The sequence below is a fragment of the Halomonas sp. THAF5a genome (assembly GCF_009363755.1).
Lineage (GTDB): Bacteria > Pseudomonadota > Gammaproteobacteria > Pseudomonadales > Halomonadaceae > Halomonas.
On sequence record NZ_CP045417.1, the window covers coordinates 1,307,311 to 1,332,542 of the forward strand.

A 25,232-nucleotide genomic window follows, 5' to 3' on the forward strand; every position below is an offset into this window, starting at 1 on the left:
GGGCGAGTCGTGAAAGGCGATCGGCAGGGGCCCTCAGCGCGGGGCGACCGGTCCGAGGAAGCGCGTCTCGCGCTCGATCGCCAGCGCGGCGTCGCCGGCGGCGACGCGCAGCGTGACGGCCTGGCTCGGCCGGGTCAGGGCCTCGGCGTCGGCCTCGAGGGCGATACGCCAGCGCTGGGTGGCGCCCGCGGGCACTTCCATCGCCTCGGGGCCGGCCAGGGCGAGGGTCGGCAGGCCGGTCGCCTCGAGGTGGAAGCGGTGCGCCCGATCGTCCTGGTTGCGCAGGGTCAGGGTGTAGTGGTTGACGACGCGCCCCTCCGCGACCTGGGTGAAGAGCCGCTGGCGGTCGCGTTCGATCTCGAACTGCAGGGGCGTGCGCTCGACCATGAACGCCACCATCAGGCCGATCATCACGACGAGCCCGGCGGCGTAGCCCGCCAGCTGGGGGCGCAGGAGGCGCGAGGCCCGGCCGGCCAGGGCGTGCTCGGTGGTGTAGCGTACCAGGCCGCGCGGCTTGCCGAGGCGCGTCATGACGTCGTCGCAGGCATCGATGCAGGCGGCGCACCCAATGCATTCGTACTGCAGGCCGTCTCGGATGTCGATGCCGGTGGGGCAGACCTGCACGCACAGCTCGCAGTCGATGCAGTCGCCCGCCGGCGCGCTCTGGCCATCGGCCTTGTGCCGGCGCTCGCGGCGCGGCTCGCCCCGGGCGGCGTCGTAGGAGACGATCAGGGTGTTTGGATCGAACATCACCGACTGGAAGCGGGCGTAGGGGCACATGTGCAGGCACACCTGCTCGCGCAGCCAGCCCGCGTTGAGGTAGGTGAACAGCGTGAAGAAGCCGATCCAGAACAGCGCCCAGGGGCCGGACTCCAGGCGTGCCAGGTCGACGACCAGCTCGCGGATCGGCGTGAAGTAGCCGACGAAGGTCAGGCCGGTGACGAAGGCGATGGCAAGCCAGGCGCCGTGCTTGGCGGCCTTGCGCCACAGGTCGTCGAGGCGTCGGGGCGAGCGGTCGCGGCGCATCCGCCGATGCCGCGGGCCCTCGAGGCGATGCTCGAACCAGAGGAACAGGAAGGTCCAGACGCTCTGTGGGCAGGCGTAGCCGCACCAGACGCGCCCGGCGAGCATGGTGATCAGGAAGAGGCCGAAGGCGCAGACGATCAGCAGCCAGGCCAGCAGGATGAAGTCCTGGGGGAAGAAGGTGGCGCTGAAGAGGTGGAACTCGCGGCTCGGCAGGTCGAACCAGACGAGGGGACGATCTCCCCAGGGGATCCAGGGCAGCCCGAGGTAGAGCGCCATCAGCGCCCAGTTCGCGCGGCGGCGCAGGCGCTGGAAGACGCCCTTGACCTCGCGAACATGGAAGCGCGAGTGCGGGGCGGGCCTCGGGGACGCGGCGGGGTCGTGGCGACCGACCCCGTCCTCGGACGTCAGGTCGTGGAGGGGGATGCGTTGCTTCATGTCGGTATCCAGAGGGGCAGGCGAGCGGTGGCCGCACTATGCGCGCGGGGTAGAGCGCATAACAGACTCAGATCGTCGGCAAAAAACCGGATCAGATGATCACCGGCCGCCCTGTGACAAAGGTTTACGCTGTACGGTGGCCTTCATCGGAAAACGCGACTGTTTTCACGGCCGGGACTCGGCTGGGGTAAGCTGTCGGACCCTGACGCGCCGGAAGTTGAGCCGATGAAGCGCTACGAGAAGTTCGCCGACAGCATCGCGACCCTTATCCGCCAGGGGGTGCTGGCCCCCGGGGAGCGCATCCCCTCGGTGCGCCAGGCCAGCCGGCACCACGGCATCAGCCCCTCGACCGTGTTCCAGGCCTACTACCTGCTGGAGCGCCGCGGGCTGATCACCGCGCGGCCCCGCTCGGGCTATTTCGTGCGCGAGCAGGCCCGGCGGCTGATGGAGGAGCCCCGGGTCTCGGGGCAGCGGGCGGATCCCGCCGAGGTGGAGGTCAGCGAGCTGGCCTTCTCGGTGCTGGCGTCGCTGCAGGACACCCGCACGGTGCCCTTCGGCTCGGCGTTTCCGAGCCCCGAGCTCTTTCCCCTGGCGCGCCTGGCGAGCAGCATGGCGCGGGGGCTGCGCGAGCTTTCTCCCCACGCGGTGATCGCCGACATGACCGCCGGCCACCCCGACCTGTGCCGCCAGATCGCCCTGCGCTACATGCTCGGCGGCCTGCAGCTGCCACTCGACGAGCTGGTGATCACCAACGGGGCCATGGAGGCGCTGAACCTGGGCCTGCAGTGCGTGACCCAGCCCGGCGACCTGGTGGCCATCGAGGCGCCCGCCTTCTACGCCAGCCTCCAGGTGCTGGAGCGCCTCGAGCTGAAGGCGGTGGAGATCCCGGTGCACCCGCGCGAGGGCATCGACCTGGACCTTCTCGAGGCACGCCTGGCGGCGCTGCCCATCAAGGCCTGCTGGTTCATGAGCCACCTGCAGAACCCCCTGGGCGCGAGCCTCGACGAGGCGCGCAAGCGTCGCCTCTACGCACTGCTGAAGCGCCACCGGGTGCCGATGCTCGAGGATGACGCCTACGCCGAGCTCTACTTCGGCGCCACGCCGCCGACGCCCGTGAAGGCGTTCGACGACGCGGGCCTGGTGATGCACTGCGGCTCCTTCTCGAAGTGCCTGGCGCCGGGCTACCGCGTCGGCTGGGTGGCGGGCGGGCGCTTCGCCGCGGCGATCTCGCGCCTCCAGCTGATGACCACCATCTCGCCCTCCATCCCGGCCCAGGCGGCCATCGCCGACTACCTGCAGCGCGGCGGCTTCGATCGCCACCTGCGCACGCTGCGCCATGCCCTGGAGGCGCAGCAGGCCGCCATGCTGGCCTCCGCCGATCGTCACTTTCCCGCGGGTACCCGCATCACCCGGCCCGACGGCGGCTACTTCCTGTGGGCCGAGTTTCCCGAGCACGTCGACTCGCTGCGCCTGTTTCGCATGGCGCTGGACCAGGGCGTCAGCCTGGCCCCGGGGCCCATCTTCTCGGCCACCCAGGGTTTTCGCCACTGCGCGCGCCTGAGCTACGGGCACCCGTGGACGGCGCGCAGCGAGCGGGCCATGGAGACGCTGGGGCGGCTGATCGCCTCGTTCTGACCCCATCCGCCGTCCAGACACGACGATGCCAGCCGGTGGCACCGGCTGGCATCGTCGTGTCTGTCGCGGCCGAGGGTCAGTCGCGACGCGGCGGCACCACCACCACCGGCACGTGGGAGCGCTTGATCACCCCCTTGGTGATCTTGCCCGCGTAGCTCGCCGAGAAGCTGCGCTTGTTGGAGGCCATCACGATCATGTCGCTGCCGCGGTCATGGGCGTGATCGGTGATCACCGCCGCCGGGTAGCCCTCCAGCACATGACGCTTCATCTCGCGGTCGCCATAGGCTGCCTCGAGCTCGGGGTGGCCCGCCCAGAAGGCCGCGATCTTCTCGTCCAGCACCTTGCTTGCCTCCTCGAGACGCTGTTCCCGCAGGGTCTCGAGGAGCTTGCGGTCCGGAATATTGGCTCGCAGGGTGCTCACCACGTCGTCGGACAGCGACTTGACCGCGTGCAGTACCTCCAGCTCCGCGCCGGTGGCCACCGCCAGGCCCACGGCGTGCGCCAGCACCGGATCGCAGTCGATCTTCAGCCCCACGCAGCACAGGATGCGACGGATACCATGGCTCATCATGCCTCCTTTCACGGCGCGGCATCGGCGGCCGCGTTGCGCGATCATTGTCAGTCAACACTGCCTAGTTTACCGCACGGGGCCCCACGGCGCCGAACGTCCGGGGAGGCGTCAGATCGCCGGCGGACGCTCGTTGATCAGCTGCCAGAACTGGTCGGCCGTGGCGGCGCCGCGGGCGGCTTGCCGGTAGCAGGCGACGATCAGCATCGGGCCGCCCAGGCGTTCGAGCAGGGACACCAGCTTGCCGGACTCCAGGTCCCCCTCGATCAGCCCATGCGGCAGCCAGCCGATGCCCAGCCCGGCCAGCGCCAGCTCCCGGATGCCGATGGTAAACGCCGTCTCGCAGACTATCTCGATGTCGTAGTGGCGCTGCAGGTTCAGCAGGTAGGGCGATGCCAGCGCCTCCCCCAGGAAGCTGTCCGGGCTGTAGCCAATGAGGGGCAGCGCCGAGTCGCTCTCCAGATCGAAAAGGGGCTGGCCCAGTCGGTCTCCGGCACAGACCGGGATCAGCTGTTCACTGCCCAGGGTGACCCGCTCGATCCCCTCGCGGTCGGGGAACAGTGGCTGGCCCTCCCGCTCGCTGCACAGCAGCAGGTCGGCCTCGCCATGCTGGAAGTCGCGGATGCAGTCGCTGCGGTCGGAGGACTGGACCTGCAGGCGGGCCTGGGGGGCGTGCACGCGGAAGTGACGGAGCAGTCGCGGCAGGTAGCTGACCGTCAGGGTGTGCTGGGTGGTCAGGATCGCCCGGGGACCATGCTTGGCATCCGCCCGGAGGCGGCTGCGCATGGCGTACAGACGCGCCAGCCAGTCGCGCATCGAGGGCTCGTAGGTCCGCGCGTGGGGAGTGAGGGCGAGGCGCGGCGAATGGCGGTCGATCAGCTCCACCCCCAGCCACTCCTCCAGCTGGCGGATGCGCCGCGAGAAGGCCGGCTGGGTGACGTGGCGCATCTCGGCGGCCTGGGAGAAGGTGCCTGCCTCGATCAAAGCGAGAAAATCTTCAATCCACTCGATTTTCATAACAATCTTCCAGGAGGTGGGGGAGAGGCAGGCAAAACGGTGGTGTATGCAAAAAAGTAACCGTTCTCGAGCATCTTGGCATTGGTCCGCATAGGTGCGCGCGTATTAGCGTTGGGTCAGACCGGTCGGTGGCGAACGGTGACTCGCCGGCCCGTTGACCGTCTCACTTCGAGAGCACGCTTATGCCGCAACAAATTACCCGCCTGGAGGCCCGTATGCACCTTTCCCGTTTTCCCCGTGTCCGCCTCGGCCACATGCCTACGCCGCTCGAGCCGATGGACAACCTGAGCCGTCTGCTGGGTGGCCCGCGCCTGTGGATCAAGCGCGATGACTGCACCGGCCTCTCCACCGGCGGCAACAAGACCCGCAAGCTCGAGTTCCTGATGGCCGATGCCCTGGAGAAGGGCGCCGACACCATCATCACCCAGGGCGCGACCCAGTCGAACCACGCCCGCCAGACCGTTGCGGCGGCCTGCAAGCTGGGCCTGGGCTGCCATATCCTGCTCGAGGACCGCACGGGCAGCCACGACCCGGCCTACAACTACAACGGCAACGTCTTCCTCGACCAGCTCCACGGTGCCACCGTCGAGAAGCGCCCCGGCGGCGCCGACATGGCGGCCGAGATGGAGGCCCTGGCCGAGACCCTGAAGGCCGAAGGCAAGACCCCCTACATCATTCCCGGCGGCGGCTCCAACGAGATCGGCGCGCTGGGCTACGTCAACGCTGCCCTGGAGCTGCTCGCCCAGGCCAACGACATGGGCCTGCAGATCGACCACCTGGTGCACGCCACCGGCAGTGCCGGCACCCAGGCTGGCCTAGTGACCGGCCTCGCCGCCTGCAACGCCGGTATCCCGGTGCTCGGCGTCGGCGTGCGCGCGCCGAAGGACAAGCAGGAGGCCAACGTCTTCGCCCTGGCCCAGAAGACCGAGGCCAAGCTGGGCCTCTCCGGCGTGGTGAACCGCGAGGACGTGGTGGCCAACTGCGACTACGTGGGCGAGGGCTACGGCATCCCCACCGACAGCATGGTCGAGGCCGTCACCCTGATGGCGCGCCACGAGGGCATCCTGCTCGACCCGGTCTACTCCGGCAAGGGCATGGCGGGCCTGATCGACCTGATCCGCAAGGGCCACTTCAAGGAAGGCGAGAACGTGGTCTTCCTGCATACCGGCGGTAGCGTCGCGCTGTTCGGCTACCCGGATGCCTTCGGCTTTCCCGACTACCAGGCGTAACGACCGGCCCCGGCCCGAATGGGCCGTGCGGTGCCGAGTCGTACTCCCCGGGGTGCGCCCCGGGGCTTCATCAGAGATTTGAGCCGTTAGCGCCATTGCGGAGCACACAATGACAATTCGACACCTCAAGCAGGCGGAGGGCGCCGAGGGCGTCGCCGCCGAAGATCAACGGGTCACCACCGCGGTGCGCCAGATGCTCGACGACATCCGCGAGCGGGGCGAGCCCGCCGTGCGCGAGTACGCCGAGAAGTTCGACGGCTGGACCGACGACTTCGTCCTCAGCGACGCGAAGCGCCAGCGCCTGATCGACAGCGTGCCGCAGTCGGTGAAGGACGACATCGACTTCGCCCATCGCCAGATCAAGCGTTTCGCCGAAGCCCAGCGCGACAGCCTGACCTCCTTCGAGATCGAGACCGAGCCCGGCGTGCTGCTCGGCCAGCGGGTGCTGCCGGTCGACTGCGCCGGCTGCTACATCCCCGGCGGCCGCTACGCCCACGCCGCCTCGGCGCTGATGAGCGTGGCGACGGCCAAGGCGGCCGGGGTGCCCCACGTGGTGGCCTGCTCGCCGCCACGCGGCGACAGCATCAACCCGGCGGTGGTCTACGCGCTGCACGTGGCCGGTGCCGACATGATCCTCGAGATGGGCGGCGTGCACGCCATGGCGAGCATGGCCTTCGGCCTGTTCGGTGGGCGCGAGGCCGATATCCTGGTCGGCCCGGGCAATGCCTACGTGGCCGAGGCCAAGCGCCTGCTGTTCGGCCAGGTCGGCATCGACGTCTTCGCCGGCCCGACCGAGTCGGCGGTGATCGCCGACGACTCCGCCGACCCGATGACCATCGCCGTCGACCTGGTCTCCCAGGCCGAGCACGGCACCAACTCGCCGGTCTGGCTGTTTACCACCAGCGAGGCGCTGGGCCGGAAGGTCATCGAGCTGGTGCCGAAGGTCGCCGACGACATGCCCAACGCCGACGTCATCCACGCCGCCTGGCGCGACCACGGTGAGGTGATCCTGGGCGACACCCGCGAGGAAGTCGTCGAGGTCAGCGATCGCTACGCCTGCGAGCACCTGCAGGTGCTGTGCGAGGACCTCGACTGGTGGAAGGAGCACCTGAGCAACTATGGCTCGCTGTTCCTCGGCGAGGGCAGCACCGTCACCCACGGCGACAAGTGCTCGGGCACCAACCACATCCTGCCGACCAAGCGGGCCGGTCGCTATAGCGGTGGCCTCAACGTGCACAAGTTCATGAAGGTGCTGACCACCCAGCAGCTCAGTGAGGAAGCCAACCGCACCTTCAGTGCCGTGGGTTCGCGCATTTCGCGCACCGAGGGGATGGAAGGGCATGCCCGGGCCTGCGACTGGCGCCTGACCAAGTACTTCCCCGACGAGCAGTGGGAGTTCCCCGTCCATCACCAGCCGCGTTACTGAGGTAGGTCCCATGCGCCGTTTCGCGAAATCCTTTACCCAGCAGGAGCCGATCGCCGAGGAGGCGATCGAGGCCGCGGTGGCGGTCATGCGCACCGGCCGCCTGCACCGCTACAACCTGGTCGAGGACGAGAAGGGCGAGACCGCCCTGCTGGAGCAGGAGTTTGCCGCGAGCCTGGACGTGCCCTACGTGCTGGCCTGCGCCTCCGGGGGCTATGCGCTGCAGCTGGCGCTGCGCGCCTGCGGCCTCGAGCCCGGCGCTCCGGTGCTCTGCAACGCCTTCACGCTCTCGCCGGTGCCGGGCAGCATCCGCGCCGCCGGCGGCGAGGCCGTGCTGGTGGACATCCGCGAGGACACCACCGTCGATCCCGATGACCTGGCCGCCGCGGCGAAGGAGAGCGGGGCGCGCTTCTTCCTGCTCTCCCACATGCGCGGCCATATCGGCGACATGGACGCCATCGTGGCGGTCTGCGAGGCCCACGGCATCACCCTGATCGAGGACTGCGCCCATACCATGGGGGCCAGCTACGACGGCCGGCCCAGCGGTACCTTCGGCAAGGTCGGCTGCTTCAGCACCCAGACCTACAAGCACATCAACTCCGGCGAGGGTGGTTTCCTGAGCACCGACGATCCCGAGGTGATGCGCCGCGCGGTGATCATGTCGGGCTCCTACATGCTCTACGACCGTCATCTGGCGGCCCCGTCGGCCGAGACCTTCGCCGAGACCCGACTGGTGACACCCAACATGAGCGGGCGGATGGACAACCTGCGCGCGGCGATCCTGCGCCCGCAGCTGGCCGAGCTCGGCGCGCGCCAGCGGCGCTGGAACGTGCTCTACCGCCGCCTCGAGGCCGCCCTGGCCGAGATGGCCGAGGTCGAGACGATTTCACGGCCCGCCCGGGAGGACTTCGTCGGCAGCTCGATCCAGTTCAGGCTGCCGTCGCTCTCCCACGACACGATCGCCCGGTTCATCGCCGGCTGCGAGGCGCGGGGTATCCCGCTCAAGTGGTACGGCAAGCCGCAGCCCGAGGACTACACCAGCCGCTACGACAGCTGGGGTTATCTCGCCGAGACGCGGCCGCTGCCCAATGCCGACCGCGTGCTGGCCACGCTGTGCGACCTGAGGCTGCCGCTGACCTTCGACGAACACGACTGCGACGACATCGCCGAGCTGCTCGGCGATGCCCTGGCGCAGGCCACCGACACGACTACCCGCGGGTAGTGCGTACCTCGCGTACGCAGACGCAGCACCCACCCGATGAAGAATGGAGTGACAACAATGTTCAAGAAAACTCTCTTGGCTTCCGCCGTGCTCGCCACGCTGAGCACTCAGGCCGTCCAGGCCGAGACCTTCAAGGTCGGCATGGGCGATCCCATGGATTCCGACCAGGGGGCCCTGGCGCAGCGTTTCGAGGAGCTGGTCGAGTCGCTCTCCGGCGGCGAGATGCAGGTCGAGCTGTTCCCCGGCGGCCAGCTCGGCTCCGAGACCGGCATGATCCAGGACACCCGCATCGGCAAGCTCGACTTCGCCCTGGTGGGCGTGGGCAACCTGACGCCGTATGCGCCCCGCCTCGGCGCCCTGACCATGCCCTACGCGATCCGCAGCCATGCCGACGCGGTCAAGGCGACCACTGGGCCGCTGGCGGATCGCTGGAACAGCATTGCCGAAGAGGAAGCCGGCGTGCACATCGTCAGCTGGCTCTATTCCAACTTCCGCTACCTGACCAACTCCCAGCGCCCGGTGACCACTCTCGAGGACATCGAGGGCCTCAAGGTGCGGGTGCCGCAGAACGAGCTGATGCTCGCCACGTATGAGGCCTGGGGTGCCAGCCCGATCAGCATGTCCTGGCCGGAGGTCTTCACCGGCCTGCAGCAAGGCGTGATCGACGGTCAGGACAACCCCTACATCGTCAACTACACGATGAAGTTCCAGGAAGTGCAGGACTACCTCACCGAGATCCACTACCAGTACTCCCTGCAGCCCATCGTGATGGGCGTGCGGACCTACGAGAAGCTTTCCGACGAGGAGCGCGCGATCATCGATCGGGCCGGCCTCGAGGCGCAGCTCTACGCCCTGCAGTTCCAGCTGACCGAGGCCTCCAAGGCCCGTGCCGGCATGGAGGCCGAAGGGGTCGAGGTCTCGACCCTCGAGGACGAGGACGAGTGGGTGCGCATCGCCAAGGAACAGGTCTGGCCGGAGTTCTATGACGAGATCGGCGGTCAGGAAGCCTTCGAGGAGATGCAGAAGGCCCTCGGCCACTGAGTGAGGTCGGGCCGGGCGACGCCGCGTCGCCCGGCCCGTCGCGCTTCTCGCACTCCCACCGGGGAAGGAGGCTTTCGTGTTAGACAAGCTCAATCATATCGAGGATTACGCCTGCCGCTTCCTGCTCGGGGTGTTCGTCGTGCTGCTGTTCGTGCAGGTGGTCATGCGCGTGACACTGGGCATCGGCATGGCCTGGATCGAGGAACTGGCGCGCTACGCGTTCATCTGGTTCGTCTTCCTGGGGGCGGCCCATGCGGCCCATCTGGGTGCTCACAACCGGCTGCAGACCCACATCAAGATGATGCCCCGGCGCGTCGCAAACACCCTGCTGCTGCTGGTCGACCTGATTTGGGTGGGCTTCTGCCTGGTGCTGGCCTGGAAGAGCCTGGACCTGATCGGGCTGCTGCTGGAGTTTCCCTATGACTCGCCGGCCCTGGGCTGGTCGCTGGCCTACGTCTATTTCGTGTTCCCCATCGCCTTCGTGCTGATGGCCTTTCGCGTGCTGCAGGTGCAGTACCTGAAGTTGGTCAAGGGCATCGAACCCGGCGACGTGGATCAGCAGGAAGTCAGCAAGATTACCGAAGGGGAGTCCAACACCACCGGCAACTCCTCCTCCAACGGCAAGGGGTAAGCAGCATGGCCGCAACGGTTCTGTTTTCCATGTTCGGGGCGCTGCTGTTCTTCGGTGCGCCCATCGTGGTGGCCCTCGGGGTCGCCTCCATGGCGGTCTACGTCCTCAGTGGCGATGATCTCAGCTCGCTGATCGAGCTAGCCTTTTCCGCCATCAACTCGTTTCCGCTCATGGCGCTGCCGTCGTTCATCCTGGCCGGCGCCCTCATGGGCGACGCCGGCATCGCCCGGCGCCTGATCCATATCGCCGAGGAGCTGGCCGGGCCCGCCGCCGGTGGCCTGGGCGCCGCCGCGGTCATGGCCTGCATGTTCTTCGGCGCGATCTCGGGCTCGGGCCCGGCGACCACCGCCGCGGTCGGCATGCTGGTGATTCCGGCGATGATCGAGCGTGGCTACGGACGCAGCTATCCGGCGGCGATCACCGCCACGGCCGGCGGGCTCGGGGTCGTGATCCCGCCCAGCATGCCGCTGGTGATCTACGGCGTGACCGCCAACGAGTCCATCTCGGCGCTGTTCATGGCCGGGGTCTTTCCCGGCATCATGCTCGGCGTGGGCCTGATCGTGGCCAACTACATCACCGCCAAGCGCAACGGCTACCAGACCGAAGGCACGGGCTACGACAAGAAGCGCATCTTCAAGGTGCTGAAGGACGGCTTCTGGTCGCTGATGGCGCCGGTGGTGATCCTGGGCGGCATCTACTCCGGGATGTTCACGCCCACCGAGGCCGCGGTGGTCTCCATCTTCTATGCCCTGTTCGTCGGCATCTTCATCCACAAGGAGTCGTCGCTGCGCGGTCTCAACGAGGCCTTCCAGAGCACCACCTGGCTGACCGGGCGGGTACTGATCATCATGTTCACCGCCACCGCCTTCGGTCGCATCCTGGTCGAGAACCACATCCCGGCGATGATCGCCCAGGGTATCCTGCAGATCACCGACAGCCTCTGGCTGGTCTGGATCCTGGTGATCGGTTTCCTGCTGATCGTCGGCATGTTCATCGAGATCCTCGCGACCATCATGATCGTTACCCCGGTGCTGCTGCCGGTGATGGTGGAACTCGGTGTCGATCCGGTTCATTTCGGCATCGTGCTGGTGGTGAGCCTCGGCATCGGTTTCTCCACGCCGCCGCTCGGCGAGAACATGTTCATCAGCTCGAGCATCGCCAACGTCTCCATCGAGCGCATCTCGGTGCGGGCCATTCCGCTGGTCGGCTCCATGGTGGTGATCGACCTGCTGCTGGCGTTCTTCCCCCAGATCACCCTCTGGCTGCCCACGGTGCTGGGCTTCTGATCACCCATAAATAGGCCAACGATGACGATGCAAGATCGCGACCACAAGACCGCTACCCGCGACCCGCACACCATGGTCGGCGTGCTGGGGGGCATGGGACCCGATGCCACCGTGACCTTCATGCAGCGGGTGATCGACGCCACCCCTGCCGAGGACGACATCGACCACGTCCACTTGCTGGTGGACAACAACCCCAAGGTGCCGTCGCGGATCAAGGCGCTGATCGACGGCGACGGCGAGAGCCCGGGGCCGGCGATTGCCGAGATGGCGCGGCGTCTCGAGCGGGCCGGCGCCGCCTTCCTGGTGATGCCCTGCAACACCGCCCACTACTACTGGCAGGACGCCCAGGACGCCGTCGACATCCCGGTCTGGCACATCGTCGAGCGGACCCTGGATGCCGTCGCCGAGCGCCGGCCCGGCGCCCGGGTCGGCATGCTCTGCTCGCCGGCCCTGCGCAAGATCGGCCTCTACGAGGGCTTCGTCGAGGCGCGCGGCCTGTCGCTGGTCTACCCCGAAGACGAGGGCGCGGTGCTCGAGGTGATTCGCGCCGTCAAGCGCGGCGAGGGGCGTCACCCCGACACCCTGGCCGCCTTCGCCCGGGCCGCCGACCACCTCAAGGCGCGCGGGGCGGACGTGCTGGTGCTGGCCTGCACCGAGCTCTCGGTGATCGACGACGCCCTCGACGGCGCGCTGCCGGTCGTCGACAGCGTGCGGGTGCTGGCCGAGCAGGTGGTGGCCGCCGCCGAGGGCGTTGAGCCCGTCACGCCCTGATCCTTACGCCCGGGTCGTCACCCCTGGGCGTCCCGACCGATCCGGTCCGAGCGGCGCTCGGGCCCCGTTTTCCCGCCTCGCCGAGCCGTTCTCGTCCACTGCGGCGGGGAGCGATAGTGCGCGCCCGTCAGGCGGCTCCAGGAGACTTGCGACATGAAAACCACGTACTTCGATACGCCACTTGCCGAGCGCCTCGGCCGGGCCCGGCCCATCGGCCGCGGCCTGCTGGTCTGCGTCACCATCGCACTGGCCACCACCTTCATCGCCGACCACTACGGTGGTCCGACGCTGCTCTATGCCCTGCTGTTCGGCATGTCGCTCCACTTCCTGAGCGAAGAGGGGCGCTGCCGCGAGGGCATCGAGTTCGCCGCCCGCACCGTGCTGCGCCTCGGCGTGGCCCTGCTGGGGGCGCGCATGACCCTCGCCCAGGTCGGCGATTTGGGGATCGGCCCCGTGCTTACCGTGGTGGCGGCCGTGGCGCTGGTCATCGCCATGGGCTCGGTGCTGGCCCGGCTGCTGGGCCTGGATCGCGACCTGGGGCTTCTCACCGGCGGCGCCGTCGCCATCTGCGGCGCCTCGGCGGCGCTCGCCCTGTCGGCGGTGATGCCGCGTCACGAGAACCACGAGCGCAACACCATCCTCACCGTGGTCGGCGTCACCACGCTCTCGACCATGGCGATGGTGACCTATCCGCTGATCGCCGGGGCCCTGGAGCTCGCCAACGCCCAGGCGGGGATCTTCCTCGGCGGCACCATCCACGATGTGGCCCAGGTGGTGGGCGCCGGCTACATGATCTCGGAGGAGACCGGCGACATCTCGACGCTTGTAAAGCTGGTGCGGGTGGCGATGCTGGTGCCGGCCGTGATGGTCTTCATGTGGCTGTTCCGGGCCTCGCGCCAGGAGGAGGGGGCGTCGACCAAGGTGCCGATGCTGCCGAGCTTCCTGGTGGGGTTCGTGGTGCTGGTGCTGGTCAACAGCATGGGGCTGATTCCCGAGGCGGTGAACGAGGGCATGTCGACCCTCTCCCGCTGGTGCCTGGTCACCGCCATCGCCGCGCTCGGCATCAAGACCTCCTTCCAGAAGCTCGCGGTGGTGGGCTGGAAGCCGGTGATCCTGATGGCGCTGGAGACCCTCTTCCTGCTGGTCGTGGTGCTCGGCGTGGTGATGGTCGCCGGCCTCGGCACCTGATCGCCTGGGCTAGGGGCCTCAGCCCGGGCCCCAGATAGGGTCGAACCATCAATATGCAGCGGCCAGTCGGCCTTCGTCGACTGGCCGTTTTCGTGTGGCCGCAGGAGGAGCCTGGCAGGCGGGGGAAGGCGCGTCGACGAATCATCTTTTGTCGTCTTGATTTTATAGACAATCGGTCTATATTAATCGACATGACCAATGCGACCACCAGACCCCGCCGCGGCCGGCCCCCCAAGGTGCCCCGCGACGACCCCGATACCCGGGCGGCCTTGATCCGTAGCGGCACCGAGGTGCTGACCGAGCAGGGCTTCACCGCCTCGGGCATCGACGGCATCCTCAAGCGTGTCGGCGTGCCCAAGGGCTCGTTCTACTACTACTTCGACAGCAAGGAGGCGTTCGGGCTGGCCGTGATGGAGCACTACGGTGCCTACTTCGCGAAGAAGCTGGAGCGTCACCTGGATGACGCGTCGCGTCCGCCGCTTGAGCGCATCGAGGCCTTCGTCGCCGATGCCCGTGACGGCATGGCCCGCCACGACTTCCGTCGCGGTTGCCTGGTCGGCAACCTGGGCCAGGAGGCCGGCGGATTGCCGGAAGGGTATCGCGACTGGCTCCGGGCGACCCTCGACGACTGGCAGCGGCGCCTGGCGCGCTGCCTTGACCAGGCGCGGGAGGCCGGCGAGCTCGCCGAGCGGGCCGACGTCGAGCGGCTCGCCGAGGCCTTCTGGATCGGCTGGGAGGGCGCCGTGATGCGGGCACGACTCGAGGGGCGGGCGCGTCCCCTGGAGGTCTTTATTTCCACGTACATGGAGGGGCTGCCCCGCTAGGGGACGTCTTCATGCCATTTCATAGACGCTCGGTCTATAAGTGTTCAACAAGACGAGGTGCACGATGTTCAAGGCCATTCTGATCGACAAGAACGACGAGGGGCAGCGGGTCGCGGTGGAAACGCTGGACGAGGCCCGCCTGCCGGAGGGCGACGTCACGGTGCGGGTCGACTGCAGTACGCTGAACTACAAGGACGCCCTGGCGATCACCGGCAAGGGCCCGGTGGTGCGCCAGTTTCCGATGGTCCCGGGGATCGACCTGGCGGGCACGGTCGAGCACTCCTCGGTGGAGGCCTACCAGGCGGGCGATGCCGTGCTGCTCAACGGCTGGGGCGTGGGCGAGAAGCACTGGGGAGGCCTTGCCGAGAAGGCGCGGCTGGACAGCCGCTGGCTGATTCCCCAGCCCGCCGCCTTCACGGCCCGCCAGGCCATGGCCATCGGCACCGCCGGCTACACCGCCATGCTCTCTGTGATGGCGCTGGAGCGCCAAGGCGTGACGCCGGAGCAGGGTGAGGTGCTGGTCACCGGCGCCAACGGCGGGGTGGGCAGCTACGCCATCGCGCTGCTCGCCCGGCTGGGCTATCGAGTGGTGGCCTCCACCGGCCGCCTCGAGGAGACGGACTACCTCAAGTCGCTGGGCGCCGAGTCGGTGGTCGACCGCGCCGAGTTCTCCGAGCCCGGCCGTCCCCTGGGCAAGGAGCGCTGGGCGGGGGCCGTCGACTCGGTGGGCAGCCACACCCTGGCCAACGTGCTGGCCTCGACCCGCTACGGCGGCGCCGTGGCGGCCTGCGGGCTGGCCCAGGGCATGGACCTGCCGGCGAGCGTCGCCCCCTTCATCCTGCGCGGCGTGACGCTTTGCGGCATCGACAGCGTGATGCGCCCCTACGCCGATCGCGTCGAGGCCTGGCGCCGGCTCGGCGAACTGCTCGCGCCCGAGCAGCTCGACGCCATCACCCGCACCATCGGCCTGGACGAGGCGATCGACACGGCCGGCGAGCTGCTGGCCGGCCGGGTCCGCGGTCGCGTGGTGGTCGACCTGGCGCGCTGATCACGAGGCCGGGTGACCGAGGGGGCACGCCGCCGGCGTGCCCCCTTTTTGCGTCCGGGCGCCGCGCGCTTTTCTGATAGGCTTGCCGGATTCACCGATCGTCGCCGAGGAGTCGTCATGAGGGCCGCCAGCCGCCTGGAGAAACGCAACGTTGCCATCCTGGTCGCCGGCCAGACGCTCTACATGGTCGCCACCATCACCGTGATGACCCTGAGCGGGGTGGTGGGCCACCGGCTCACGCCCGTGGCGGGGCTGGCGACGCTGCCCGTCGCCATGATGATGATCGGCACCCTGTCCGCGACCCTGCCGGCCTCGCTCTACATGAAGCGGGTGGGGCGCCGGCGGGGCTTCATGGTCGGGGCGGCGCTCGGCGGCGTCCTCGGTGGGCTGGTGGCCTTCGCCGGCATCGCCCTCGCGCACTTCTGGCTGTTCTGCCTGGGCAACCTGCTGCTGGGGGGCTACCAGGGCTTCGCCATGTACTACCGCTTCGCCGCGGTAGACGTGACCCGTCCGGCCTTTCGCAGCCGGGCCATCTCCCTGGTGATCGCCGGCGGCGTGGTGGCGGCCTTCCTCGGGCCCTGGAACGCCAGCCTGACCAACGACTGGATCGCCGCGGTGCCGGACGGCGGCCCCTACCTGATGATCGCCGGCCTGGCGCTTCTGGCGATGCTGATCCTCGGTGGGTTGCGAGTGCCGGCGAGCGGCGAGCCCGCGCCCGGCGAGGTCGCCCGGCCGATGGCCGAGATCGGCGCCCAGCCGCGCTTTCGGGTCGCGCTGGTCGCCGCGGCCACCGGCTACGCCATCATGGGGCTGGTGATGACCGCCACGCCGCTCGCCATGCGCGCCCATGGGTTCGAGATGGGGCAGGTGGCGCTGGTCATGCAGTGGCACGTGCTCGGCATGTTCGCGCCCTCCTTTTTTACCGGCGACCTGATCGCCCGCTTCGGGGTGATGCGCATCCTGCTGGTCGGCACCGCGATCCTCGCCGCCTCGAGCGTGCTGGCGACCGTCGGCACCGGGCTCGGGCACTTCTGGACGGCGCTGGTGCTCCTCGGCGTCGGCTGGAACTTCCTGTTCATCGGCGGCAGCACCCTGCTCGCTGGCACCCACGGCGAGGCCGAGCGCGGCAAGGTGCAGGGCATCAACGACCTGGTCATCTTCACACTGGTGGCGGCCGGCTCGCTGCTGTCGGGCACCCTGCTGCGTGAGCTGGGCTGGGCCGCGCTCAACCTGGCCATGCTGGGGCCGATCGCGCTGGTCACCGCGCTCACCGCCTGGCTGGCGCTCAGCGAGGCCCGTGCTCGCCCCGCGGCGACGAGCAGTGATAGCGCGAGGTCGAGCCGGGGCTAACGGGGCGCGTGCCGGTCGGGGGAGGGCGCGGCGTGTCGCGCCCGATTGGGATATGCTGAGGGCGATGCCGAAGGCCTGGCAGATCATCCACCCAGGGAGAGCCCTCATGCCGTGTCGTCCCCTTATCGCCAGCCTGCTGCTGGTCACCCCGCTGCTGACCGCGCCCCTCGTGGCGGCCGCCGACGCCCCCAACATCGTGCCCGGCCAGTGGGAGTTCACCAGCACCACCGCCGTGGCCGGGGACCTGCCGATTCCCGATCAGACCGAGACCACCCAGGAGTGTATCGCCCAGGGCGATATCGAGGACGCTTCCTTCAGCTTCATCGAGGAGGAGGAGGGCTGCGAGCTGCTCGACCACGAGGTCACGGTCGACGGCATGGACTATCGCATGGTCTGCCGGGCCGAGGGTGGCGAGGCCAGCATCATCGGCCGCATGGACTTCCTCGGCGAGCGGGTCGAGGGCAACGTCGACATCCTGGTCGACTCCGCCGCGGGCGAGCTCAAGATGACCACCGCCGTGGAGGGCCGGCGCCTCGGCGACTGCTGAGCCGTCCAGGCACCGTCTCCCGGCGATCGGCGCCGATATCCTGACGTGATCCTGGCACCTCCAGCGATGCTCGATCGATGCCGCCGGGCCCCGGCGGCATCGCTTTGCCTCAGTGGGCGGCGGTCTCCTCGCCCATCTCGTCGGCCAGGCGCCGGGCGACATCGCCGGGCGAGCCGGTGCGCCGGGCCAGCAGGTCGTAGGCCACCGGCACCACGAAGAGGGTAAAGAGGGTGGCCGCGGCCAGGCCGCAGAGGATGACGATGCCGATCACCAGGCGCGTCTCGGCGCCGGCGCCGCTGGAGACGATCAGCGGCACGGCGCCGGCCATGGTGGTCACCGCGGTCATCACGATGGGCCGCAGGCGGGTCACCGAGGCCTCCACCAGCGCCTCATGGAAGGCCACGCCGCGGTCGCGCAGCTGGTTGGCGAACTCCACGATCAGGATGCCGTTCTTGGCCGCCAGTCCCACCAGCATCACCAGCCCCACCTGGCTGTAGATGTTGAGCGACTGCCCGGTGAGGTAGAGCCCCAGCAGGGCGCCGCAGATCGCCAGCGGCACGGTGAACATGATCACCAGGGGATGCACGAAGCTCTCGAACTGCCCGGCGAGCACCAGGAAGACCACCAGGATGCCCAGCCCCAGCAGGAAGGCGGTGGCGCCGCTGGCCTCCTGGTAGTCCCGGGAGGCGCCCTTGACGTCGGTCTGGGCCGCTGGCGGCAGGATCTCGTCGACCGTCGCCTCGAGGTAGGCGAGTGCCTCGCCCAGCGGATAGCCGTCGGCCAGGTCGGCCTCGATGGTGATCGCCCGGACCCGGTTGAAGCGGTTCAGGGTGCTCGGGCCGGCGAAGTCGTGAAGCGTCACCAGGCTCGCCAGGGGAATCAGCTCGCCGGAGCGGTCGGAGCGCACCCGAAGGCTCTCCAGGGAGCGGGGACTCGGTCGGCTGCCGGGCTCGCCCTCGAGGATGACGTCGTATTCCTGGCCGTCGTCCACGTACTGGGTCACGGTGCGCCCGCCCAGCAGGGTCTCCAGGGTGCGGCCGATCTCGGTCACCGTTACCCCCAGGGCGGCGGCGCGGGTGTAGTCGATGTCGACGCGCAGCTGCGGCTGGTTCTCCTCGTAGTCGCTGTCGAGCCCGGTCAGGCGCGGGTTGTGCTCGCGCAGGTGGGCCAGCAGGGTGTCGCGCCACTCGGCGAGCTGATCAAAGGTGCCGCCGCCGAGCACGAACTGCACCGGCTTCTCGACCCGGGAGCCGAAGCCCTGGCGCATCACCGGGAAGGCCCGGATGCCGGGCAGGCCGGCGAGGCGGCCGCGGATCTCGTCCATGATCGCCCAGGCCGAGCGGCGCTCGGCCCAGTCGGCGAGGGTGACGATGACGAAGCCGCTGTTGAAGTTCTCGATATTGCCCCAGCCCCGGGGGGCGCGCACCAGGATGCGTTCGACCTCGCCCTGCTCGGTCATCGGCAGCAGGCGGGTCTCGATCTCGTTCATGTAGTCGAGCATGTAGTCGTAGGTGGCGCCGGGCGGTCCGTTGACCAGCACGAAGAAGTTGCCGCGATCCTCCTTGGGGGTGTACTCGTTGGGCAGCTCACCGTTGAGCCATACCATGGCCCCCACGATGCCGAGGAACAGCGCCAGCACCAGTAGGCGCAGCCGAAGCATCCGCTCGAGCAGCCGGCGATAGCCCCGGCGGGAGCGGTCCAGGCCCCACTGCACGGCGCGGGCCAGGCGCCCCTCGTGCATGTCGGCGCGGAGCAGCTTGGAGGCCATCATCGGCGTCAGGGTCAGCGCCAGCAGGCTCGAGAGGACCACCGCGGCCGCCAGGGTGAGGGCGAACTCCGAGAACAGCCGGCCGATGTCGCCCTGCAGGAAGCTCAGCGGCACGAAGACCGCCACCAGCACCAGGGTGGTGGCGATGACCGCGAAGGCGATCTGGCGGGTGCCCCGGAAGGCCGCCACCAGCGGTGTCTCGCCGTGCTCCTGCATGCGCCGGTGGATGTTCTCCAGCACCACGATGGCGTCGTCGACGATCAGGCCGATGGCCAGCACCAGGGCCAGCAGGGTCAGCAGGTTGATGGTGAAGCCCAGCGCCGCCAGCGCCGCGAAGGTGCCGACCAGGGCGATGGGCACGGTCACCGCCGGGATCAGGGTGGTGCGCAGGTTGCCGAGGAACAGGAAGATTGCCACCACCACCAGGCCCATGGCGATGAAGAGCGTCTGCACCACCTGGCCGATGGCGCCGTCGACGAACACCGAGGCGTCGAAGTTCAGCGACAGCGCCATGCCCTCGGGCAGGGTGCCCTGCAGGCGCTCCATCTCCGCCTGGGCGCCCTTCGATATCTCCAGCACGTTGGCGGTGGACTGCTTCATCAGCCCCAGCCCCACCATGGGCTCGCCGTTGCCGCGAAAGACGGTGCGCTCCTCCACGGCGCCGATCTCGACCCGGGCCACGTCGCCCAGGCGCACCAGGTAGCCGTCGGCGCCCTCGTCCAGTGCCAGCCGGCGGAAGTCCTCCGGGGTGGCGAAGCTTCTCGGCAGGCGCACGATGAACTGGCGCGACTCGGAGACCACGGCGCCGCCGGGCAGCTCGACGTTCTCGTCGCGCAGGACATCCTCGACGTCGCCTACCGTGAGGCCGCGCGCCGCCAGGGCGTCGGCATCGAGCCAGACGCGCATGGCATACTCGCGACCGCCCCCGACCCGCACCTGGGCGACGCCGGGCAGCACCGAGAAGCGATCCACCAGGTAGCGGTCGGCGTAGTCGGTGAGCTCGGCCACGTCATAGCCGCCGCCGCTCAGCGAGAACCAGATCACCACCTCGGAGCTCGAGTCGGCCTTCTGCACCTCGGGCGGGTCGGCCTCCTCGGGGAGGTTGTCCCGGGCGCCCGAGATGCGGTCGCGGATATCGTTGGCGGCGGCGTCGATGTCGAGATCCAGGCCGAACTCCACGTTGATGCTGGAGCGGCCGTCCTCGCTGGAGGAGGAGATCACCTCGATCCCCGCTACCCCGGCGATGCGATCCTCCAGCACCTGGGTGATCCGGGTCTCGACGATGCTGGCCGAGGCGCCGGGGTAGCGGGTGTCGATGGAGACCACCGGCGGGTCGATGGCGGGATACTCCTGGAGCGGCAGGCGCTCGAGGGCCAGCAGGCCGAAGGCGACGATTAGGGCGGCCATCACCACGGCCAGCACCGGGCGCTGCACGGAGAGGTCGGAGAGGCGCATCAGCCGTTCACCTCGGCGGCGTCGCGGCTGCGGCGCAGCAGCTGGGGCACGGTGGTGTCGTCGTCGAGGATGCCGAGCAGCCGGGTCGGCTGGCCGTCGCGGACCCGCTCGGTGCCGTGGGCGACCACCAGGTCATCCTCCTGGAGCCCCTCGAGGATCTCCACCTCGCCCTCGCGCCGCGCGCCGATGCGCACCTCGCGCTCCTCGACCCGGTAGGCCTCGCCGTCGCTCTGGAGGGTCAGCACGAACTGGCGCTGACCCTGGGGAATCAGCGCCGCCTCGGGGATCACCAGCGCCTCCCGGGGCGCGCCCTCGAGGCGCACCTGCATCAGCATGCCGGGGCGCAGCGCGAGCTCGGGATTGGTCAGCTCGGCGCGCACCGTGAGGCTGCGGGTGATCGGGTCGATGCGGGTGCCGATGCTCGCGATCTCGCCGCGAAACAGGGTATCGGGCAGGGCCGCGCTGGTCGCGGTCAGCGCGAGGCCCGGTGTGAGCTGCCCGAGGGCTCGCTCCGGGAGGGTGAAGTCGAGCTTCATCGTGTCGAGCCGGTCGAGGGTCACCAGCTCGGTCCCCGGCGTCACCAGGGTGCCGACGCTGACGTTGCGAAAGCCCACGATGCCGGCGAAGGGCGCCTGGATGCGGGTATCGGCGAGCCTTGCCTCCAGGGCCTGGATCTCTGCCTCGGCCTGGCGCAGCCGGGCCCGGGCATCTTCCACCTCGGCACGCGGCGCCAGGTTGCGGCTCTGCAGCTGGGCGAGGCGGTTGACGGCGTTGCGCCGCTCGTCGCGCAGCGCCTGGGCGACCCGCAGGTCGGCGCGCTGCTCGTCGTCGGCCAGGCGCACCAGCAGCTCGCCGGCCTCGACGCGCTCGCCGCCCTCGAAGGTCAGCTCGACGATGGTCTCGGTGACGGTGGCAGAGAGGGTCACGCTCTCGTCGGCGCGGAGGGTGCCCAGCGACTTCAGCGGATCGGACCAGGCGGCGAGGCTGGCGCGGGCGGCGATCACCGGAGTGGGCTGCTGGGCGGCCGCCAGCGGCGAAAGCACCAGCAGGGCCAGGCCGATCAGCAGTGTCAGGCGTGTTCGCGATGGGATCATGTCGGTGTCTTGTCGAGAATCGATGAGCGGGTGCCCGTTCCGTCGGGCCCGTGGTGACCGAATGCTCGGCCTGGGGCGAGTATGGCAGCCGAGTGTGTAAGCAATGCACAGCCTTGCCAACCTTCAATGTACAATCCTTGTACAGAATCAGCCACCCGTCGGCGGTGGTCGGCGCCGGGCCGGCGGGCTGCTAGAATGCGCGGCCCGACTCGATGCCCTGCAGGAGACCCAGGCCGTGACGTATGACGTGGTAGTGATCGGCGCCGGTGCCGCCGGCCTGATGTGTGCGCTGACCGCCGGCTATGCCGGGCGGCGCGTGCTGGTGGTGGATCATGCCAACAAGGCCGGCAAGAAGATCCTGATGTCCGGCGGGGGCCGCTGCAACTTCACCAACCTCGCCTCTACGCCGGCCAACTTCTATTCGGCCAACCCGGCCTTCTGCATCTCGGCCCTCAAGCGCTACCGGCCCGAGCACTTCGTCGAGCTGGTGGACCGCCACGGCGTCGAGTACGTGGAGAAGGCCCCGGGGCAGCTGTTCTGCGCCGACTCGTCGAAGGAGATCCTGCGGGTGCTGCTGACCGAGTGCGACTGGGCCGGCGTCGAGATCCGCCTCAAGACCGCCATCGAGTCGGTGGCGCGTGCCGGCGAGGGCATGCGGCTCGTGACCTCGGCGGGACGCATCGACGCCGGCGCCGTGGTGGTGGCGAGCGGGGGGCTCTCCATCCCGACCCTGGGCGCCACCGGGTTTGGCTACGACCTGGCCCGGCAGTTCGGCCTCGCGGTCACCGAGACCCGCGCCGCCCTGGTGCCCTTCACCCTGACCTCGCAGTGGAAGGCGTGCGCCGAGGCCCTGGCCGGCGTCAGCGTGGAGGTAGCGGTGAGCTGTCGCGGAAAGCGCTACCGCGAGCCGATGCTCTTCACCCACCGCGGCCTCTCGGGCCCCGCCATGTTGCAGATTTCCAGCGTCTGGCAGCCGGGCGACACCCTCGCCATCGACCTGCTGCCCGATATCGATGCCTTCGAGGCCCTGGCCGCGGCGCGCCGCGAGACGCCCAGGCGCCGGCTCTCGACCTGGCTCGGCGAGCGGCTGCCCAAGCGCCTCGCCCTGGCGCTGATCGAGTGGCATGGCGACGACGGGGTGCTGGCCGAGTACTCCAACGACCGCCTGGCGGCCTGGGCCGAGCGGCTCGGCGACTGGCGGGTCAAGCCGGCCGGCACCGAGGGCTGGCGCACCGCCGAGGTGACCCTGGGCGGGGTCGATACCCGCGCGATCTCCTCCAAGGACTTCGCGGTCACGGGCCTGCCCCAGCTGCGCTTCATCGGTGAGGTGCTCGACGTCACCGGCGAGCTCGGCGGCCACAACTTCCAGTGGGCCTGGGCGTCGGGCGTGGCCTGCGGCAACGCCCTCTAGGGCGACCTGAACGCGTTTAGGACAAGCTGCACTTGCTCTGGCGGTAGGCAGGGCTCGGCGGCAGAACGCCGGAACCGTGCGGCGACCGGGGAGCGGTCGGGGGGAGAGCCGCCCGGGGCAGGGGGCCGGAGCGCCGGGGCTCAGCGCAGCAGGTCGCGGGCCTTCTTGGCGAAGAATACGCCGGCGGTGAGGCGGCGTGCCAGGCGGACCGCGCCGCGGGGGTGGCGCAGCCCGCGATAGGCGAGCAGCCCCGCGGCCACCAGCAGCGGGGTCCTGTGTCGCGACAGGAAGCGCCAGCTACGGTCGAGGGTGCGTTCGGCCGTGCGCCAGCGATGGGCGGCCACCAGAAGGTCGATGCGCTGCTGTTCGATGGCGTGGTCGAGCTCGGCCCGGCGTGCCTTCCGGTCAGCGCGATTCACGGCTCGCCTCCACCAGTTCGCGATCCGTCGCCAGGTGGCGCAGGGTGCCGGCGAGCAGGGTGCGGCGCCTGGCCAGCTGCATCACGCGCAGGGCCAGCAGCAGGCCGCTGCCCAGCAGCACCACGGCGCTGGCGCCGATGGCGGCCAGGCGGTGGGTTTCCCAGAAGGCGACGATCACCAGGGTGGTGAGCACCCCGATGCCCAGCAGCAGCAGGATCAGGCTGAGACCGGCCAGCAGCAGCAGGCCGACCAGGCGTGCCCGCTCCTCCTCCAGTTCGAGCACGGCGAGGCGCAGGCGCGTCTCGCCGGTCGCCAACAGGCTGCCGAGCAGGCGCTTGCCCGCGCCGAACAGCCGGTGAGCCGGTCCCTGGCTCTCCGCCATCAGCGCCGCCCGATCAGCATGCCGACCACCACGCCCACGGCGGCGCCGATGCCGATGCTGGTCCAGGGGTTGTCGTGGACATAGCGGTCGCAGGCGTCGGCCTGCTGGGTCACGTTGTCGCGGGCCTCGCCGTAGAGGCGTTCGCCGCGCTCCTCGAGGCGCCCGCGGGTGTCTTTCAGCCGCTTCTCGGCGCGCTCGCGGAGCTCCTTGATGTTGCTACGGGAGTCATCGGCGGTGGCGCTGACCAGCTCCTCGATGGTCTGGGTGAGGTGGTGCAGGTCTTCCTTGAGCTGCTGGGTGGATTCGCTGGTGCGGGAGTGCTGATTGGCCATCGGGTCTTCCTTGGACGGTGAATGACACGGTCAGCATAGCAGCAGGTCGGACGGCTCTGCATCCGTCCCTGACCGGCTCAGCGCTCGCTGCTGGCGGTGAACAGCGGGTTGAGGCTGAAGCCCAGACTCAGGCGATTGGTGCGCTGGTCGTAGTCGATCAGGCTCTCGCCGTAGCCGTAATAGTACTGCAGGTGGCCGCGGATGCTGCCGAACATCGGCCAGGAGTAGTCCAGCTGGGTGCCCAGGTGGCCCTCGGCGGGATTGCCGCGCATCATCAGGCTCAGTTCATTGTCGTCATTGACGCGCCGTGCCACGGTGACGTCGCCGTAGCCCAGGTACTCGTGGATGTCGGGATTGTCGTCCTCGCTCTCCGACTCGGGAATGCGCCAGTGGGGGGCCAGGACCAGGGCCCAGTCGTCGTTGACGAAGGTGGATTCGAGGATCAGCCGGTTCCAGCTCCGGGAGAGTATCTCGGAGCGCCCGTTGGACTCGTGGTTGAGCGACACGCGGTTATGGATGTTGGTCCAGCCCAGCAGCGAGGTGTCGTTGTCGAAGTCGAGGAACACCTCGGGCTCGTAGTTGGTCTCGCGAAACGGCGAGGAGGCATCCGCATTGAAGGCCTGCCACCAGCTGCGCTGGGTGTAGCCAAAATGCAGGTCGCCGCCCATGTCGCCGAAGAGATCCTCGACCAGGTTGAACTTGACGCTGAACTGGAACTTCATCTCCGCCCGGTCGGCTTCGGTGTCGTCGCTGACACCGCGGAAGACCCCGTCGCCGGGTGTGGCGTTGTAGCTCAGCGGGAACCAGTAGTTGCGGCGATGGGTGGTGATGGCATAGGGATTCTGGGCCGACGCGCGCTCCAGCTGGCGGCGCTCCTCGACCACTTCCTCGAGCTCTCGCCCGCTGGCATCGGCGTCGGGCGTGGTGGGAGCAGGGGACGCCTCCTGGCTGGCCTGCAGGCGCTGGCGCAGCGCCCCCATCTCTGCCTCGAGCTCGGCCATGCGCGCCTCGATGGCCTGTCGCTCGCCCTCGCTCAGGGGGGCGGCAGCCTGGACTGCGCCGGCGAGGCCCGCGAGCAGCAGTGTCGCGGCGTACAGAGGGGATCGGGCAGGCATCATGGTCGGGCACCT

The 25,232-nt window shown here is 69.2% G+C and carries 23 protein-coding genes; 14 read left to right on the forward strand and 9 right to left on the reverse strand.

All coding sequences use genetic code 11. From position 1 onward, the window contains the following. Window positions 1-33: 33 nt before the first annotated feature. On the reverse strand, window positions 34-1,461 hold the full coding sequence (gene ccoG / locus FIU83_RS05860) for a cytochrome c oxidase accessory protein CcoG (protein WP_152483182.1): 1,428 nt from the start codon (window positions 1,459-1,461) through the stop codon (window positions 34-36). A gap of 225 nt (window positions 1,462-1,686) precedes the next feature. Here ccoG and mapR point away from each other — a divergent pair, with 225 nt between their 5' ends. Beyond that, on the forward strand, window positions 1,687-3,096 hold the full coding sequence (mapR, locus tag FIU83_RS05865) for a GntR family transcriptional regulator MpaR (RefSeq protein WP_152483183.1): 1,410 nt from the start codon (window positions 1,687-1,689) through the stop codon (window positions 3,094-3,096). 76 nt (window positions 3,097-3,172) lie between these two features. On the opposite strand, the gene FIU83_RS05870 is transcribed toward mapR, so the two are convergent. Together FIU83_RS05870 and FIU83_RS05875 are read right to left on the reverse strand one after the other, a co-directional pair. Further along, on the reverse strand, window positions 3,173-3,664 hold the full coding sequence (locus FIU83_RS05870; protein ID WP_172976034.1) for a universal stress protein: 492 nt from the start codon (window positions 3,662-3,664) through the stop codon (window positions 3,173-3,175). 111 nt (window positions 3,665-3,775) lie between these two features. Next, the gene (locus FIU83_RS05875) at window positions 3,776-4,681 is read right to left on the reverse strand and encodes a LysR family transcriptional regulator (RefSeq protein ID WP_152483185.1); all 906 of its coding nucleotides are present in this window, start codon (window positions 4,679-4,681) and stop codon (window positions 3,776-3,778) included. A gap of 215 nt (window positions 4,682-4,896) precedes the next feature. Here FIU83_RS05875 and FIU83_RS05880 point away from each other — a divergent pair, with 215 nt between their 5' ends. The 12 genes from FIU83_RS05880 (at window position 4,897) to FIU83_RS05935 (ending at window position 17,241) form a co-directional block, all read left to right on the forward strand. Continuing rightward, window positions 4,897-5,910 (forward strand): D-cysteine desulfhydrase, encoded by a 1,014-nt coding sequence (locus tag FIU83_RS05880; protein WP_152483186.1) that lies wholly within the window; start codon window positions 4,897-4,899, stop codon window positions 5,908-5,910. 109 nt (window positions 5,911-6,019) lie between these two features. Beyond that, window positions 6,020-7,336, forward strand: a complete 1,317-nt coding sequence (hisD, locus tag FIU83_RS05885) for a histidinol dehydrogenase (protein ID WP_172976035.1) — start codon at window positions 6,020-6,022, stop codon at window positions 7,334-7,336. Between the two features lie 10 nt (window positions 7,337-7,346). Continuing rightward, window positions 7,347-8,555 (forward strand): DegT/DnrJ/EryC1/StrS aminotransferase family protein, encoded by a 1,209-nt coding sequence (locus FIU83_RS05890; protein WP_152483187.1) that lies wholly within the window; start codon window positions 7,347-7,349, stop codon window positions 8,553-8,555. Window positions 8,556-8,612: 57 nt separating this feature from the next. Continuing rightward, the gene (locus FIU83_RS05895) at window positions 8,613-9,596 is read left to right on the forward strand and encodes a TRAP transporter substrate-binding protein (RefSeq protein WP_152483188.1); all 984 of its coding nucleotides are present in this window, start codon (window positions 8,613-8,615) and stop codon (window positions 9,594-9,596) included. A 76-nt stretch (window positions 9,597-9,672) separates the two neighbouring features. After that, window positions 9,673-10,227, forward strand: a complete 555-nt coding sequence (locus tag FIU83_RS05900) for a TRAP transporter small permease (RefSeq protein ID WP_152483189.1) — start codon at window positions 9,673-9,675, stop codon at window positions 10,225-10,227. A 5-nt stretch (window positions 10,228-10,232) separates the two neighbouring features. Next, window positions 10,233-11,513: a TRAP transporter large permease gene (locus FIU83_RS05905; protein WP_152483190.1), complete on the forward strand. Its 1,281-nt coding sequence runs from the start codon at window positions 10,233-10,235 to the stop codon at window positions 11,511-11,513. A gap of 21 nt (window positions 11,514-11,534) precedes the next feature. Then, the gene (locus FIU83_RS05910; protein WP_216645069.1) at window positions 11,535-12,284 is read left to right on the forward strand and encodes an aspartate/glutamate racemase family protein; all 750 of its coding nucleotides are present in this window, start codon (window positions 11,535-11,537) and stop codon (window positions 12,282-12,284) included. 153 nt (window positions 12,285-12,437) lie between these two features. Further along, window positions 12,438-13,472 carry a YeiH family protein gene (locus tag FIU83_RS05915; RefSeq protein WP_152483191.1) on the forward strand — a complete coding sequence of 345 codons (1,035 nt, stop codon included), beginning with the start codon at window positions 12,438-12,440 and terminating at the stop codon, window positions 13,470-13,472. A 191-nt stretch (window positions 13,473-13,663) separates the two neighbouring features. Then, a complete protein-coding gene (locus FIU83_RS05920) occupies window positions 13,664-14,296 on the forward strand; it encodes a TetR/AcrR family transcriptional regulator (protein WP_152483192.1) in 633 nt (210 codons plus the stop codon). A gap of 64 nt (window positions 14,297-14,360) precedes the next feature. Continuing rightward, a complete protein-coding gene (locus FIU83_RS05925) occupies window positions 14,361-15,344 on the forward strand; it encodes an MDR family oxidoreductase (protein ID WP_152483193.1) in 984 nt (327 codons plus the stop codon). A 117-nt stretch (window positions 15,345-15,461) separates the two neighbouring features. Then, window positions 15,462-16,694: an MFS transporter gene (locus FIU83_RS05930; RefSeq protein ID WP_152483194.1), complete on the forward strand. Its 1,233-nt coding sequence runs from the start codon at window positions 15,462-15,464 to the stop codon at window positions 16,692-16,694. Window positions 16,695-16,800: 106 nt separating this feature from the next. Continuing rightward, entirely contained in the window at window positions 16,801-17,241 is a 441-nt protein-coding gene (locus FIU83_RS05935; protein WP_152483195.1) for a DUF3617 family protein, read from the forward strand. Between the two features lie 109 nt (window positions 17,242-17,350). Here the strand turns inward: FIU83_RS05935 and FIU83_RS05940 are convergent, their stop codons facing one another. Together FIU83_RS05940 and FIU83_RS05945 are read right to left on the reverse strand one after the other, a co-directional pair. Then, a complete protein-coding gene (locus FIU83_RS05940) occupies window positions 17,351-20,464 on the reverse strand; it encodes an efflux RND transporter permease subunit (RefSeq protein WP_152483196.1) in 3,114 nt (1,037 codons plus the stop codon). Beyond that, a complete protein-coding gene (locus tag FIU83_RS05945) occupies window positions 20,464-21,558 on the reverse strand; it encodes an efflux RND transporter periplasmic adaptor subunit (RefSeq protein WP_152483197.1) in 1,095 nt (364 codons plus the stop codon). Before FIU83_RS05945 ends, FIU83_RS05940 begins: the two co-directional genes overlap by 1 nt. A gap of 235 nt (window positions 21,559-21,793) precedes the next feature. Here FIU83_RS05945 and FIU83_RS05950 point away from each other — a divergent pair, with 235 nt between their 5' ends. After that, entirely contained in the window at window positions 21,794-22,969 is a 1,176-nt protein-coding gene (locus FIU83_RS05950; protein WP_152483198.1) for an NAD(P)/FAD-dependent oxidoreductase, read from the forward strand. Between the two features lie 140 nt (window positions 22,970-23,109). On the opposite strand, the gene FIU83_RS05955 is transcribed toward FIU83_RS05950, so the two are convergent. The 4 genes from FIU83_RS05955 to FIU83_RS05970 all read right to left on the reverse strand — a co-directional run bounded on the left by FIU83_RS05955 (window position 23,110) and on the right by FIU83_RS05970 (window position 25,220). Beyond that, complete coding sequence (locus tag FIU83_RS05955; protein ID WP_172976036.1) at window positions 23,110-23,388, reverse strand: YqjK family protein; 279 nt, start codon at window positions 23,386-23,388, stop codon at window positions 23,110-23,112. Continuing rightward, entirely contained in the window at window positions 23,375-23,770 is a 396-nt protein-coding gene (locus tag FIU83_RS05960; RefSeq protein ID WP_152483200.1) for a phage holin family protein, read from the reverse strand. The genes FIU83_RS05955 and FIU83_RS05960 overlap by 14 nt, the downstream gene beginning before the upstream one ends. Continuing rightward, entirely contained in the window at window positions 23,770-24,102 is a 333-nt protein-coding gene (locus FIU83_RS05965) for a YqjD family protein (RefSeq protein WP_152483201.1), read from the reverse strand. Before FIU83_RS05965 ends, FIU83_RS05960 begins: the two co-directional genes overlap by 1 nt. 77 nt (window positions 24,103-24,179) lie before the next feature. Further along, window positions 24,180-25,220: a phospholipase A gene (locus FIU83_RS05970; RefSeq protein ID WP_152483202.1), complete on the reverse strand. Its 1,041-nt coding sequence runs from the start codon at window positions 25,218-25,220 to the stop codon at window positions 24,180-24,182. Window positions 25,221-25,232: the final 12 nt, after the last annotated feature.

Excerpts from the sequence above, each read along its gene's own strand:
- ccoG (WP_152483182.1), bottom strand. The coding sequence starts at position 1,461 with ATGAAGCAACGCATCCCCCTCCACGACCTGACGTCCGAGGACGGGGTC.
- mapR (WP_152483183.1), top strand. The coding sequence starts at position 1,687 with ATGAAGCGCTACGAGAAGTTCGCCGACAGCATCGCGACCCTTATCCGC.
- FIU83_RS05870 (WP_172976034.1), bottom strand. The coding sequence starts at position 3,664 with ATGAGCCATGGTATCCGTCGCATCCTGTGCTGCGTGGGGCTGAAGATC.
- FIU83_RS05875 (WP_152483185.1), bottom strand. The coding sequence starts at position 4,681 with ATGAAAATCGAGTGGATTGAAGATTTTCTCGCTTTGATCGAGGCAGGC.
- FIU83_RS05880 (WP_152483186.1), top strand. The coding sequence starts at position 4,897 with ATGCACCTTTCCCGTTTTCCCCGTGTCCGCCTCGGCCACATGCCTACG.
- hisD (WP_172976035.1), top strand. The coding sequence starts at position 6,020 with ATGACAATTCGACACCTCAAGCAGGCGGAGGGCGCCGAGGGCGTCGCC.
- FIU83_RS05890 (WP_152483187.1), top strand. The coding sequence starts at position 7,347 with ATGCGCCGTTTCGCGAAATCCTTTACCCAGCAGGAGCCGATCGCCGAG.
- FIU83_RS05895 (WP_152483188.1), top strand. The coding sequence starts at position 8,613 with ATGTTCAAGAAAACTCTCTTGGCTTCCGCCGTGCTCGCCACGCTGAGC.
- FIU83_RS05905 (WP_152483190.1), top strand. The coding sequence starts at position 10,233 with ATGGCCGCAACGGTTCTGTTTTCCATGTTCGGGGCGCTGCTGTTCTTC.
- FIU83_RS05910 (WP_216645069.1), top strand. The coding sequence starts at position 11,535 with ATGACGATGCAAGATCGCGACCACAAGACCGCTACCCGCGACCCGCAC.
- FIU83_RS05915 (WP_152483191.1), top strand. The coding sequence starts at position 12,438 with ATGAAAACCACGTACTTCGATACGCCACTTGCCGAGCGCCTCGGCCGG.
- FIU83_RS05920 (WP_152483192.1), top strand. The coding sequence starts at position 13,664 with ATGACCAATGCGACCACCAGACCCCGCCGCGGCCGGCCCCCCAAGGTG.
- FIU83_RS05925 (WP_152483193.1), top strand. The coding sequence starts at position 14,361 with ATGTTCAAGGCCATTCTGATCGACAAGAACGACGAGGGGCAGCGGGTC.
- FIU83_RS05930 (WP_152483194.1), top strand. The coding sequence starts at position 15,462 with ATGAGGGCCGCCAGCCGCCTGGAGAAACGCAACGTTGCCATCCTGGTC.
- FIU83_RS05935 (WP_152483195.1), top strand. The coding sequence starts at position 16,801 with ATGCCGTGTCGTCCCCTTATCGCCAGCCTGCTGCTGGTCACCCCGCTG.
- FIU83_RS05940 (WP_152483196.1), bottom strand. The coding sequence starts at position 20,464 with ATGCGCCTCTCCGACCTCTCCGTGCAGCGCCCGGTGCTGGCCGTGGTG.
- FIU83_RS05945 (WP_152483197.1), bottom strand. The coding sequence starts at position 21,558 with ATGATCCCATCGCGAACACGCCTGACACTGCTGATCGGCCTGGCCCTG.
- FIU83_RS05960 (WP_152483200.1), bottom strand. The coding sequence starts at position 23,770 with ATGGCGGAGAGCCAGGGACCGGCTCACCGGCTGTTCGGCGCGGGCAAG.
- FIU83_RS05965 (WP_152483201.1), bottom strand. The coding sequence starts at position 24,102 with ATGGCCAATCAGCACTCCCGCACCAGCGAATCCACCCAGCAGCTCAAG.
- FIU83_RS05970 (WP_152483202.1), bottom strand. The coding sequence starts at position 25,220 with ATGATGCCTGCCCGATCCCCTCTGTACGCCGCGACACTGCTGCTCGCG.